At 47.8% G+C, this 13,060-nt stretch carries 12 protein-coding genes; all 12 read left to right on the top strand.

Annotated features, from left to right (window positions below; translation table 11 throughout):
- The first annotated feature begins 5 nt into the window (after positions 1 to 5).
- The 12 genes from AOA63_RS13065 (at position 6) to AOA63_RS13120 (ending at position 13,032) form a co-directional block, all read left to right on the top strand.
- Positions 6 to 1,121 carry a DegT/DnrJ/EryC1/StrS family aminotransferase gene (locus AOA63_RS13065; RefSeq protein WP_139061601.1) on the top strand — a complete coding sequence of 372 codons (1,116 nt, stop codon included), beginning with the start codon at positions 6 to 8 and terminating at the stop codon, positions 1,119 to 1,121.
- Between the two features lie 3 nt (positions 1,122 to 1,124).
- Positions 1,125 to 2,186 carry a non-hydrolyzing UDP-N-acetylglucosamine 2-epimerase gene (gene wecB / locus AOA63_RS13070; RefSeq protein ID WP_053960115.1) on the top strand — a complete coding sequence of 354 codons (1,062 nt, stop codon included), beginning with the start codon at positions 1,125 to 1,127 and terminating at the stop codon, positions 2,184 to 2,186.
- A complete protein-coding gene (locus AOA63_RS13075; RefSeq protein ID WP_053960116.1) occupies positions 2,179 to 3,336 on the top strand; it encodes a DegT/DnrJ/EryC1/StrS family aminotransferase in 1,158 nt (385 codons plus the stop codon). The genes wecB and AOA63_RS13075 overlap by 8 nt, the downstream gene beginning before the upstream one ends.
- A gap of 1 nt (position 3,337) precedes the next feature.
- A complete protein-coding gene (locus tag AOA63_RS13080) occupies positions 3,338 to 3,931 on the top strand; it encodes a sugar transferase (RefSeq protein ID WP_053960117.1) in 594 nt (197 codons plus the stop codon).
- Between the two features lie 93 nt (positions 3,932 to 4,024).
- Complete coding sequence (locus tag AOA63_RS13085; RefSeq protein ID WP_053960118.1) at positions 4,025 to 5,161, top strand: hypothetical protein; 1,137 nt, start codon at positions 4,025 to 4,027, stop codon at positions 5,159 to 5,161.
- Between the two features lie 27 nt (positions 5,162 to 5,188).
- On the top strand, positions 5,189 to 5,722 hold the full coding sequence (locus AOA63_RS13090; protein WP_053960119.1) for a chromate transporter: 534 nt from the start codon (positions 5,189 to 5,191) through the stop codon (positions 5,720 to 5,722).
- Between the two features lie 112 nt (positions 5,723 to 5,834).
- A complete protein-coding gene (locus AOA63_RS13095; RefSeq protein WP_053960120.1) occupies positions 5,835 to 6,296 on the top strand; it encodes a MerR family transcriptional regulator in 462 nt (153 codons plus the stop codon).
- A complete protein-coding gene (locus tag AOA63_RS13100; protein ID WP_053960121.1) occupies positions 6,293 to 7,771 on the top strand; it encodes an MFS transporter in 1,479 nt (492 codons plus the stop codon). Before AOA63_RS13095 ends, AOA63_RS13100 begins: the two co-directional genes overlap by 4 nt.
- Before the next feature lie 440 nt (positions 7,772 to 8,211).
- Positions 8,212 to 9,252, top strand: a complete 1,041-nt coding sequence (locus tag AOA63_RS13105; RefSeq protein WP_053960122.1) for a DUF444 family protein — start codon at positions 8,212 to 8,214, stop codon at positions 9,250 to 9,252.
- Positions 9,253 to 9,291: 39 nt separating this feature from the next.
- Positions 9,292 to 10,641, top strand: coding sequence for a SpoVR family protein (locus AOA63_RS13110; protein WP_053960123.1), 1,350 nt, complete (start codon positions 9,292 to 9,294; stop codon positions 10,639 to 10,641).
- Position 10,642: 1 nt separating this feature from the next.
- On the top strand, positions 10,643 to 12,544 hold the full coding sequence (locus tag AOA63_RS13115; protein WP_053960124.1) for a PrkA family serine protein kinase: 1,902 nt from the start codon (positions 10,643 to 10,645) through the stop codon (positions 12,542 to 12,544).
- Between the two features lie 113 nt (positions 12,545 to 12,657).
- On the top strand, positions 12,658 to 13,032 hold the full coding sequence (locus AOA63_RS13120; protein WP_053960125.1) for a hypothetical protein: 375 nt from the start codon (positions 12,658 to 12,660) through the stop codon (positions 13,030 to 13,032).
- The last annotated feature ends 28 nt before the right edge of the window (positions 13,033 to 13,060 follow it).

A 13,060-nucleotide genomic window follows, 5' to 3' on the forward strand; every position in this document is an offset into this window, starting at 1 on the left:
AGTGGATGATGGAAGTCCCGTCTTTTACACTAACACGGCAGATGAAAGAAATGGAAGCAGAATTGTCTGCTGCCATAGAAAGGGTCATGGAATCAGGGCAGTTTATTCTAGGTGATGTCGTCAAAACCTTCGAAGAGCAAATGGCCAATTATACCCACAGTCGTTTTGCTATTGGAGTAGGAAACGGATCCGATGCCTTATATCTGGCTTTGCGGGCTGTCAATATTGGACCGGGTGATGAGGTTCTCACGACACCTTTTACATTTTTTGCTACAGCCGGAAGTATTTTGAGAACCGGGGCCAAACCGGTCTTTACTGACATCCAAGTGGATACTTTTAATATGGACCCGGAACAAGCACGGACTCGGATAACCCCCCGGACCCGGGCCGTGCTTCCGGTCCACCTTTTTGGGCTGATGGCGGATGTTGAGGCATTACGACAAGATTTTGACGGGATTATTATTGAAGATGCTGCCCAGGCCATCGGCGCAACATTGCGGGGCAAATCAGCAGGCAGTGTGGGTGATTTGGCGGCGTTTAGTTTTTTTCCGACAAAGAATTTAGGAGCACTGGGTGACGGCGGGTTAGTCACGACCCAGCGGGAAGAGTGGGCGAATGCTGTACGGGCACTGCGGGCGCACGGTTCCCGCAAGAAATATTATCATGAAGTCTTAGGAATGAACTCGCGCTTAGATGCCTTGCAAGCAGCCATTTTATCTGCCAAACTTCCCTATTTGGACAAGTGGACCCAAAAGCGGCAGCACATTGCCAAGCGGTATAGTGAAGGGCTTAGCGCGCTGGACCTTGAAAGCGTGCATATTCCTCTTGTTCCCGAGGGTTTTACCCATGTGTTTCACCAGTATACGATTCGCGTCGAGAACAGGGACGGCTTGCAAGCCTTTTTGAAAAGTCAGGGCATCGGAACAACGGTCTATTATCCTTTGGCACTTCATCTTCAACCCGCTTTGCAGGATTTGGGCTATCACCGGGGTGATTTTCCTATAAGTGAGCAAGTGCAACAGGAAGTGTTGTCTTTGCCGATGTTTCCGGAGTTGACAGATTCGGAAGTGGATTATGTGATTGAAATGATCGGTCATTTTTATGGGAAACGGGTGGGTTAACGGATGAAAGTGGTAAGCATCATCGGAGCCCGCCCACAATACATCAAGGCAGCCGTTGTTTCGCCGGTTCTGCGTCAATATGCTCAAGAAGTGCTTATTGATACGGGTCAGCATTACGACGAGAAATTATCTCAGATATTTTATGAGGGTCTGACCATTCCCCGTCCCGATTATGATTTGCACGTCGGATCAGGCACTCACGGCATTCAAACCGGAAAAATGCTCATGGCTCTAGATCCTATTTTAGAAAAAGAGCATCCAAATTGGGTTGTTGTTTATGGAGATACCAATTCGACGTTAGCCGGAGCTTTGGCTGCGAGTAAACTCAATATTCCTGTTGCCCATATTGAAGCGGGGTTGCGAAGTTTCAACCGGGCTATGCCGGAAGAAATCAACCGGGTGTTAACAGACCATTTGGCATCCAAATTATATTGTCCCACCCAGCAGGCTGTAGAGAACTTGGCTCAAGAAGGCATTACTGAAGGCGTCGTGCTGTGCGGGGATGTTATGGATGTGTTATGGGACAAGACTCCAGATAATCCCGACGTATTGGCGCGTCTAAAACTGCCGTCAAAGTCCTTCGCCTTGGCCACAGTGCACCGGCAAGAAACCACAGATGACCCGGAAAAATTAAGGAACGTGTTAAAGGCACTCGGCGATTTGCCGTGGCCAGTTGTATTGCCTTTGCATCCAAGGACTCGGCAGCGCATCGAGCAGTTTCATTTGCAGGCGTTAATAGACGTCCCTCATCTCCAAATTATTGAACCCATTGGGTACCAAGATATGGTAACCTTGGAGCGGCATGCACAAGCCGTATTGACAGATTCCGGCGGCGTTCAACGAGAAGCGTGCCGGGCAGGGACCCCCACCTATATTCTGCGCGATGAAACTGAGTGGACGGAACTTATTGAAAGCGGCCAAGCGGTGCTTTGTGGCACTCGTTACGAGCACATTCTTGATGCGGTGCAGCATCAGCGGGTTGGAAACCGGCCCACATTACCACTTGCGGATCCGGTAAGATGTATCGTAGAGGATTTGCAAAGGGGATATACTTCTCATGCGTGAACATTTTTTACCTTATAACTTACCGGATTTAGGGCCGGAAGAAGAGGATGCTGTCATACAAGCCTTACGTAGCCATTGGATTAGCCGGGGACCTTTAACCCAGAAATTTGAAGAAGAATTGTCTTCACAACTGCATGGAGAAACTGTTCTGGCATTAGCTTCGTGCACGGCGGGAATGCATTTAGCATTATTGGCTAATGACATTGGGCCGGGCGATGAAGTGATTACCACGCCCTATACATTTGCCGCCTCGGTCAATGTGATTATTCATGCCGGAGCGACGCCGGTATTGGTTGACATTGAAAAAGATACCGGGAATATCGATTTGGCCCTGGTTGAACAGGCTATCACGGAGAAAACTAAAGCCTTGTTACCCGTACATTATGCGGGACATGCTGTGGACATGCGGCAATTAAATCGCCTGCGTGATGTGTATCATCTGGTGGTGGTGGAAGATGCAGCCCATGCAATGGCCTCTTCGTATCAGGGGCAACCGATAGGCACTTTTGGAAATTTCACTGCGTTTTCATTTTACGCCACCAAAAATCTGACAACAGGTGAGGGCGGGGCCTTGGTTGTGCCGGATCCGGAGTTAGCCGATAAAATTCGGATTTTATCCCTTCATGGCATGTCACGACACGCATGGAATCGCTACAGTGCGCAAGGGTCGTGGGTCTATCAAATCGAAGCGGCTGGCTTTAAATATAACATGACCGATTTGCAGGCCGCTTTAGGACTCGTGCAATTGCATAAGTTGACCCGCATGCAAAAACGCCGGCAAGATATTGCCAGACAATTTGCGGAAGGATTGGCTGATTTACCTGTCATTTTGCCCATTGAAAAAGAATATGCCGGACATGCTTGGCACTTATACCCATTACGTCTTGTTACCGCTGCCTTGTCATTAAGTCGCGATCAGTTTATTGAAGAGCTAAAAATGCGCAATATCGGGGCGTCGGTCCATTTTATTCCCATTCATTTGCATCCATATTATCAAATGCGGTATGGGTGGAAACCGGGACAATTTCCTAATGCAGAGCAGTTTTTTGAGGCGGAAGTTTCTCTCCCGTTATATCCGTCTATGAGCGATGACGATGTTAACGATGTCATTGAAGCTGTTCGGGATATTGTATTGAGTCATAGCCGCTGATATGCGTTACATTAAACGTCTTTTTGATATCACGGTATCCTTCATCTTGTTGGTTGTTTTTAGTTGGCTTTTGGTGCTCATTGCCTTGTTGATTCGCCTGGATTCGCCGGGACCAGCGATCTTTGTGCAAACCCGCATTGGCAAAGATGGACGACCGTTTCGCATGTGGAAATTTCGCACCATGTATTATGGAGCCGAGAAAAGATGGCAACCGCCGGCTCCTGAGGAAGCTCTGCATTACAAATTTCAAGATGAAGGGGATCTGCGCATTACTAAAATTGGACGATTTCTGCGTCGATCTTCTCTTGACGAGTTGCCCCAGCTTTTCAATGTCTTGGTGGGTCAGATGTCCCTGGTCGGTCCACGGCCAGAAATTCCGGAAATGGTGGCATTATATCCGGCTTATGCGCATGAACGGCACCGCATGCGTCCTGGCATAACAGGATTAGCCCAGGTTATGGGACGGGGAGATTTAACGCTTGAAGAAAGCTTAAAATGGGATTTGGATTATTGTACACATTGGACATTCTGGCTGGATTTGGTCATTTTATGGAAAACGATGACGTCAGTATTGCGTCGTCAAGGCGCATATTAAAAAATATAGAGGAATTTTGGCACTTTATAGCGAATAAACTCTAAAAGCTGTGTTGACGTGTGGAAACAGTCGAATGGAGAAAGGATGAGCGGTGTGGGGCGCCCCCGAGCCACATCAAGCCCGTCATGGTCAGTCATGACCTTGTCGGAAGTCACAGGATTACCCGTTTCTGTTATTTGGTCAGATTTGCAAAATGGCATTTTGTCGGGAACCATGATCCAGGGTAAGACAATCATTCGCTTAGAAGATCTCATGGCATCGAAGCGGGACTCTTATCGATTGGTTGCAGAAAATCTGGGCAATACATCCCGGAAGGAACCGAAAGATGAAGATGATGGACCCACCCTCACGGTTCGACCTCCATTGTCCACTTCATGGAAAGCTGCTCACAGTGCCCTGTACCGAGGCGAAACGATTAAGGTATCCTTATACGATGTTTTACGCCAAGATCGACTGCTATCCCATATCACCGCTCCTTCGCTATCGCCCGGCGTTATTGCGTTAAGCGGTTTTGCCGGACAAAAGGGAACACGTCCCGTCTACGTCATAGGTCCTCAGGCTCGTCTTGATCAGGAGTTAATTTCCTTGCGGTTACTGCCCCAAATTGTTTCAGCTTACCCGGTCGCGTTGCAAGCAGGCAAGCGCATTTTATGGCAACTGCAAGAAAGTCCCCAGTATTTCAGTGATGTTCTCGCGCAATTAATTTTAGATTACGGGACGAAAATGATGGCCGCGCGCGTTGATGAGGCGTGGCACTACTATAAAAATCCCAGAGCAGCGCGCAAGTCTCATTGGGTTTATCGGCAAGATGGGACTTTGCGCACAGTGGGCGGCATTTTTTTCGCCTTGATCAAATCCGAGGGGTATTGGCATCCAGAAAAAGGGAGTGGATCGTCGGGCGCCGTGTTCCGGGGTGAAGTGTTGCCTATTTCGCCGAAAATTGTCCGCTGGGAAAACCGGGCGAAAGTTGAGGCGCGTGCTACGAAAGACATCGAGACCGATATTGCCATCGATCAAATCTATATCCCTAAAGCCTTTGAAATGCACCCACCACGCGCGGCAAAAATAGAAAAAGCCCGCAACATGTCTGAGCAAGCCGCACCATTGTTGGTGAAACAATGGGATTTGGATAGCGAAGGTCGCCCAGCTTACGTCTTACTCGATGGGTATATTCGCTATCTGGTTGCCAAAGAAAAACAGAGTAAGACGGTATCTGTTCGCATTATTTAGATGCTATGACATCAAGGAGGCCATGGTGTGGCTAAGTGGGTGCAGTTATTTTGGGGATTCTTTAAAGTTGGCATTTTGGGCTATGGGGGTGGGCCCGGTTCTATTTCCTTAATCCAGGCTATCTCGGTGAACGGCTATCACTGGATGGACAATACGCAGTTTGCGGAAATGCTCGCTATCGGCAATGCTCTGCCCGGACCCATTGCCACAAAATTGGCTGCGGCCATTGGATGGCAGGTCGGCGGTGTGATGGGAGCCATCAGTGCCTTGGTGGGAGTGGTTTTGCCCTCTTTGGTCTTAATGTTGGGATTATATCAAGTGCTTCTGGCACACAAGTCTAATCCCTACGTAATTGGACTGATTCGCGGGGTCAAACCCATTGTGATTGTGTTACTGGTCTTATTGATTTTAGATTTAATTCCGGGAACTTTTCCGGCTCATCGCTACGTTATTCCTCTGGTGATTTTTATTCTGGGACTCGTCGCCATTAAAGAAATGAAAATTTCGCCGGTTTTAGTGATTATTGGCTCAATGATTACCGGAGCCTTGTTGCTGCGCTGAAAAAAGCTATTTATTAGCCATCAGATATTCTCTAGTCAAACTATTACCTTTACGTTAGAGTTATATTAAATTGCACTTTAACCTTAAGCACTCGGTGTGAGGTGATGAGTTCGTGGATATTCCTCATGAAATGCAAATTGGTGAATTAGCGCAACTGTGTCAGACCACAACGCGCACACTGCGCTATTACGAGGATGTGGGTTTAATTGAACCGATTAGACGGCTTGACGGAGGTTTTCGGGTGTATGATGGGCGCACCATTCAACGCATTCGGCATATCCAGGAATTAAAAGAGTTGTTGGGCTGGTCTCTTGAGGAAATTCGGCAGGTCATCCAGGCTGAAGATGCTATTGAAAATCTTCGCACCCAATATCAAAGGTCTCATTCGCCCCAGGAACGATTAGAGGTATTAGCACGTGCAGCCATTGTGGTCCAAGGTGAGCTGGAATTAGTGAATGAACGCATGAACCGGCTTGGTGAGATGAAACAAGCCCTCGAACAAAAGCTACTGCGATATGACCAATTATCCCAAGATCTCAAACAACAAATCAAAGATCACCGGAGCGAATCATGACGGCGAGAAAATACGCCGTGTTAGCGGTAACGAGTTTAGGGGCACTGCTTTCTGCATTGAATTTCAGCACGCTGATTATTGCGTTGCCCGATCTTATCCGCAGTTTGTCGATCTCACTATTATCGGCCATGTGGATCATGATGGCTTATATGGTGGCCCAAACCGTCATCGTGTTGATGGCAGGAAGTTTAGCGGACCGCTTTGGCCGCCGACGCCTGTATATTTTAGGCATGCTTATTTTTACCGTAGTCTCTTTGATCGCGGGCTTCGTGCATTCGGCTCCATGGCTCATCGCTTTAAGAGTCTTGCAAGGAACGGGTGGAGCCATGTTAATGGCGAATAGCGCGGCGATTGTGGCTGATGCCTTTGACCCTCACGAATTAGGCCGTGCGCTCGGCATTAATGTGATGGTTGTGGCTGTGGGCCAAATTATTGGTCCCGTGTTAGGGGGATGGCTGACGACGGATTACGGCTGGCAATGGACGTTTTGGTTTAATGTGCCCTTTGGGATTATAGCGGTATTTTTTGCCGTAAAAGTGTTAGGCTTATCCTTCCAGCCTATGAAATCGCCTGCCCAATCGTTCGATGCTTTAGGGGTGGTCAGCTATGTTCTGGCTGTGAGTGGTTTATTGATCGCGCTCACGTGGGGATCTATCAAACATTGGGATCAATGGGCTGTCTATCTTGGCTTTATAGCTTTTGTCATCTTCATGCCCGTATTTCTTTGGAACGAAATGCGTGCCAAAGAACCTATTTTACATTTGAGCTTGTTTAAAAACCGTACCTTTGGTTTTGGCAACATCTCTGCTGCCCTTTTAGCCATATCGCGTATGGCGATTTTGTTTTTGCTCATCTTTTATTTTCAGGGCCCGAAAGGTGATAGTGCCCTTAAGGCCGGGATTTTGTCTATTCCTTTAGCAGCGGGGATGCTGGTTTTCGCCCCGATTTCGGGCTGGATGGCGGATTTTTTGGGGGCATTGCTGCCCACCACGTTAGGAACGGTCTTGACTGTCGTAGGCTTAGTGGGTCTAGGCTTAGATATCCAGGTACAAACCCCGTACTGGCAGCTGGCCTTGTGGATGATCATAGCTGGCATTGGCTCAGGCCTTTTTAATTCGCCGAATACCAGCAATATCATGAACGCGGCCGGGGTCAACAGGCGGGGAGAAGCCTCCGGCATCAGGTCATTGACCACCAATACCGGTATGCTTGTTTCCGTAGCTTTTTCCCTCGTGTTGGTTACTCAAAGCATTCCAAAATCCGCTATGTTAGCAATCTTTGCCGGAACTGTCCGCGGCATTCCCCCGCATGAAGCCCGGGGATCCATTGCCGGATTTATTGAGGGGCTCCACCTGGCATTTTTGGTCATGGCATTTATTGCTTTATTGGCTACCGTCTTGTCTATTCTTCGTGCCGACTCCGTGAGACTGCACCCTTCCCGGTCGTTGGATTCGATCAAACATACGGGCCCTTGAGGTCTCGCTATCTCTTCATAGACCCATGGCATTTTGATTTTATATTTGACATGAACCGGACAACTGGTTGTGAATAAAATTTCATCAGGACATGCAAATTTATCATTCTAAACTAGGCTTGGTCTAGGATATAGTAAACATATCTTAAATATTTCATCGTGTGGCGAGGATTTGCATTAGATATGACATCAACGATACAGAAGTACGTCCTTAAAGTGGAGGTGACATGAAATTCACGATAAAATAGGATATTAAACGAAAAACACACAAAATGCAATCAAACCTTTGTTCATCCGGCTGAATTCGCGCGATTCTTACTGTCGGAATAATCGGGAGTATGCTATACTAAATTCAACCTGAAGCACCTTCCCTACGAATTTCTCCTTTCCCACTTATCTCTGCCGGTCTCTGTTTTCGTTCCCATGAACGGAGGGATGACCATGGATCTCTATGACCACAAAGGCGAACTGGATCGCCAATGGTATTTAAGGAAACTGAGTCAAGCGATTAAGGCAAAATTGCCAGAACTGATTACGCAAGAAGCCGTGATGGGAAGTGCGCCAGATCAACGCATTCGTGTCGCGGTTCGGAAACTGGAAGAACCCGATTTTCGTTACCAGCCCCAGGGATCCGCCGGACAAGGCAATGGTCTTGGACCCGGTCAAGAGGGCGGGGACGATGTGGTCTGGATTGAATTGACCACAGAAGAAATCATGGATTTGCTGCTTGAGGATTTAAAACTCCCCCGGTTAGATGACAAGCCACGAGGTGTGTTACATGGGGAAGAAGATCGCTATGACGACATCTCAACACACGGACCGTGGTCTAATATCGATAAACGGCGGAGCCTCTATCAAGCGGCCAAGCAAGGCCGCGATTATTTAACCCAGGATGACTTGCGTTACCGGAGTTGGCGTACGTATCCCAAGCCGGTCACCGCTGCGGTGATTACTCTCGTTCGTGATGCGTCGGGCTCTATGGACGAATCTAAACGCTATCTTTCCAAATCGGCCGCGTGGTGGCTTGTTCAATGGATTCGCCGTCAATACCGTTACGCCGAAATTCGGTATTTCTTGCATACAACCGTGCCGGTAGAAGTGGATGAAAAAGATTTTTTCAACCGAGAAATTACTGGGGGAACCGCGATTTTATCGACCTATCAAACGATTTTGCAATTGTGGGATCATGATTTTCCTCATGAGGATTGGAATCGGTATTTATTACATTTTTCTGATGGTGATATTTGGTCAGATTACGGCCGGGAACTCATAGAAATTATTCAGACCCTGTTATCCACCTCATCGCTGTTGGGGTATTTCGAAGTGGAAGGACACAAAGGCGTATCGCCCCTGTGGTCTTTGTTCCGCAAGAGCGCCGAACTCGGCGGTCATTTTCATCCGGCCATGCGGATGGCCAAGATTGATAGCAAGGAGCATATTCTTCCCGCGATTCGCGCTGTCATCGATGGCCATGGCAGCTAAGAGCATGTTTTTGGTGTCAAGGACCTGGAGGTGATAACAATGGTCCACGGAACATTAGACGACTGGGTCAAAGAGATGGATGAGTTAGTGCATGCTCATGGACTCACTCCTCTGCCGACCGAATTTCACCTCGTATCCGATGAAGATATCTATACTTTATCATCTTACTTTGCGCCAGGACGGTATCGTCACTGGACCCATGGAGAACGGTATTGGATGGCTAAACAGCGGGATGAACAAGGTCTCGGGAGGATTTATGAGCTTGTGGTTAATGGCGACCCGGCCTTAGCCTACTTGCTGGATAAGAACGCGGATGCTTATAACGTTCTTGTCATCGGCCATGTTTTAGGCCATACCGATTTTTTTGCTCGCAACCAATTTCTCAGTGCCGTGCGTCGGCCCAATATCGGGATGTGGTTTCGCGAACATGCCGAGTGGTTGGAAGATCTTCACCGTCAGCGCAGCTTTTCCCGCGTGGAGAAGCTTATTGATGCCGCTCATACGCTCTATCAATTGGTTGACCCGTATTACCGAGCACCGGATTTTGTCCGTATTCCCGATAAAGAAAAGAGTAAAGGCCAACAACGTTCGTTTGATTGGGTGAAAGAGCTGTATGAACCCAAAGCCCTCGACCACGATGATGACGTGAGCTATGTGCCGGCGTATAAGATCTGGCCTTATACTCAGGATGTTTTGGCTTTGGTTGCAGATTTCGGCCATTTGGCAGATGAAGAACGCATGGCTTTACGGATGTTGCGGGAGGAAATGCTGTATTTTCAGCCCCAAGCGCGGACGAAGTTCATGAACGAAGGATGGGCAACATTTTGGCATGTTCGCCTCACCCGGGAATTTTCGCAATGGGACGCCCAAGATCATATTGAAGCCATGCGTATGCATGCTCTCGTCACGCAAAGCCGCAATTTCTTTAATCCGTACTACTTTGGGTGGACATTGTGGGAGCTTATTAGCGAACTTCATGGACTCGATACGTGCTTTCAGATTGTTGCGGAACAAACAGATTTGCAGTGGATCAACCAGTGGATTACGCCAGACTTGGTGCGATTGGCACAAGACAAAAATTTGTGGCCGTTAGAGCGTCCTATTGACCCGCAAGATCCAAACAAAGGAACAGAATATTATCCAGTTGAGGATTTGATGCGAGATGTCCAGCGGGTTTTTCTTCCCGATACTCCCGAAATATTTGTGGAGCAAATTGATGCCCAAAGCCATCGGCTGGACTTGATATACCATGGTGACAAACCCCTGCACAAAGATTACACCCAGGATGTTTTGAATGCGATTGCTTACTTGTGGGGTGGAGATGTGATGCTGACCAGTGCGCACAAAATCTGGTATGGCAATGAAGCCGATTGGAGAAGGAGGGCTTAATATGGCACGATTTGATACAGATTGGTTAACCAAACACCAACCCCCTCAGGGGGCATGGACATGGGAAGGCACGTTTGCGGATTACCTGATTAAGGTGCAACAAACGCCGTCCATCGCCGATTTGGCCCATGCCCGCATCTACCGGATGATTATGTCGCACGGGGTTGAGAAGCTTGAGGGACAAGAAGTTCCCCGATATAAATTCTTTAGTCAAGACATTTTCGGTATTGACGACACCATTAATGAAATCGTCGAGTATTTTTCGGCTGCGGCACGTGGGATGGATATTAGACGCCGGATTTTGTTAATGATGGGGAGTCCCGGCACCGGAAAATCGACCATTACCGCAATTTTAAAAAAGGGATTGGAAGAATACTCCCGGACCGATGAGGGGGCCCTTTATGCCATTAGTTTTTGTCCCCAACAAGAAGAACCATTACATTTATTGCCGGAGGCTGCCCGCCGCGAATTTATGCAAGAAACCGGTGTGACGATTGAAGGCGATTTATGTCCTTATTGCCAGTGGATGATTGATCATGAATATCAAGGACGCTTACAAGAAGTGCCCGTCAAACGCGTCTTAATTTCTGAATCGCGCAGAATCGGCATTGGGACTTTTGCTCCTTCGGATAGCAAGGTTCAGGACATTAGCGAACTTGTAGGTTCGATGGATCTCTCGACAATTTCACGCTATGGTTCGGAATCTGATCCCCGTGCGTACCGGTTTGATGGAGCGTTCAATGCGGCTAACCGGGGAATTATGGAGTTTATAGAAATGTTAAAAGCCCAACCAGATTTTCTGCATGGGTTATTGACATTGGCCCAGGAGCGAAAGATTAAAGTGGGACGTTTTGGCTTGTTTGATGCCGATGAAGCCATTATTGCCCATACCAATGAAAATGAATTTGAACGTTTTGTCAGCAACAAGGCGTATGAGGCGTTGCATAACCGGGTCCTGTTAATTAAAGTGCCGTATAACCTGACCGTCAGTCAAGAAATCCGGACCTATCAAAAGATGATGAACCTGGGAGGACAAAAACTCGGTAAGCACATTGCGCCGAATACGCTCAAAGTGGCGGCAATGTTTGGCGTCGGTACAAGACTCGCGCGAGATGCCAAATTTTCCATCAAGGAAAAACTCACACTTTATGATGGCAAAGAGTTACCTGATGTGCAGCAACGGGAAATCAACCGGGTTCGGGAACTGGCTCGTAAGCAAGGTGAAGGATTTCAAGGCATTTCGCCCCGGCATATTCTAGATGCCTTGTCTTATGCTATGGCGAGTGATAAAGAGCCTTGCGTCACCCCTACTGCGATGTTGCGGGCTATTCGGGAAAGCTTTGAGCAGCACATTACGCAGGTCAAAAACCAAGATTTATTGGAAGCGCTGAAAGCGACCCATGAATTATATGATGAAGCCGCCAAAAATGAGATTCAAAGGGCCTTTGTCGATTCGTTTCAAGATGCGGCGCAGTTATTGTATGACAACTATTTGGAACATGCTGAAGCTCGTATCATGCATTCGACGGTTAAAGACCCGGTTACGGGAGAAGAAGTCGAACCCAACGAAAAGATTTTGCAAGATCTGGAGAAGGCCCTTGGCATTAGTGATGCCGCGGCCACGGCATTTCGCCAAGAGATGGTGAATAAGGCAGGAGCCATGGCCCGCAGAGGCCAATCACTCAGTTGGGATTCCCATCCCAAAATGAAGGAGGCCATTGAAAAGAAATTATTTGCCGATGTGGCCAACCTTGTCAAAGTCACGACGTCCACGAAAGTGTTGAACGATCAACAAAAAAACCGGGTCATGGAGGTTAAGCGGCGGTTAATTGATGATATGGGATATTGCGAGCATTGTGCTCAAGAGCTGTTGGATTATGTAGGCTATTTGTTGACCAAATAATGATTTTGTTATCGCCACTAAAGACTAGTTCCGCTATACTATATTCCGTAAGAGATGAAGCCATGGATTAATCCATGGCTTCAAGAATCATTGGGTTTAGGAGGGTATTTTTTATGGGAAAGTCCATTGCCTGGATTCTAGGCGGCCTTGTCGTAGTGGTGGGGTCATTTTTGATGACCGATGCTGTGCATGTTTGGGGACTTAACCAGCGCTATGCCGTCAGCATCGAAAATCCCGAGGCCGGATCGGCTTCGGCGTATGAAGTCAAAGTCTATGTGCCAGCCGGAAACGGTCAAATTACTTATCAAATCAATCATGCCGGTCTTGTTAATAAAGTGACCGTGAATGAACAACCGACGGCACGGTGGGTAAACTTAGGAACATTTTCTTCGAAGGACCAAGGGAATTTTACGGTTGAAGAATTGAATGTTCCAGAGCGGACTCAAGGCCCGTCGGCAGGACCATTAACGCAGTTTATTCCTCAATAATTCGACATTATCCCTATAATGGTTCCAC

This window comes from Sulfobacillus thermosulfidooxidans (assembly GCF_001280565.1).
In the GTDB taxonomy this organism is placed as follows: Bacteria; Bacillota; Sulfobacillia; order Sulfobacillales; family Sulfobacillaceae; genus Sulfobacillus; species Sulfobacillus thermosulfidooxidans_A.

Bases quoted from the DNA above. Each gene is read 5' to 3' on its own strand.
- AOA63_RS13080 (WP_053960117.1), top strand. From the start codon at position 3,338: ATGCGTTACATTAAACGTCTTTTTGATATCACGGTATCCTTCATCTTG.
- AOA63_RS13115 (WP_053960124.1), top strand. From the start codon at position 10,643: ATGGCACGATTTGATACAGATTGGTTAACCAAACACCAACCCCCTCAG.
- AOA63_RS13100 (WP_053960121.1), top strand. From the start codon at position 6,293: ATGACGGCGAGAAAATACGCCGTGTTAGCGGTAACGAGTTTAGGGGCA.
- AOA63_RS13075 (WP_053960116.1), top strand. From the start codon at position 2,179: ATGCGTGAACATTTTTTACCTTATAACTTACCGGATTTAGGGCCGGAA.
- AOA63_RS13120 (WP_053960125.1), top strand. From the start codon at position 12,658: ATGGGAAAGTCCATTGCCTGGATTCTAGGCGGCCTTGTCGTAGTGGTG.
- AOA63_RS13105 (WP_053960122.1), top strand. From the start codon at position 8,212: ATGGATCTCTATGACCACAAAGGCGAACTGGATCGCCAATGGTATTTA.
- wecB (WP_053960115.1), top strand. From the start codon at position 1,125: ATGAAAGTGGTAAGCATCATCGGAGCCCGCCCACAATACATCAAGGCA.
- AOA63_RS13110 (WP_053960123.1), top strand. From the start codon at position 9,292: ATGGTCCACGGAACATTAGACGACTGGGTCAAAGAGATGGATGAGTTA.
- AOA63_RS13065 (WP_139061601.1), top strand. From the start codon at position 6: ATGATGGAAGTCCCGTCTTTTACACTAACACGGCAGATGAAAGAAATG.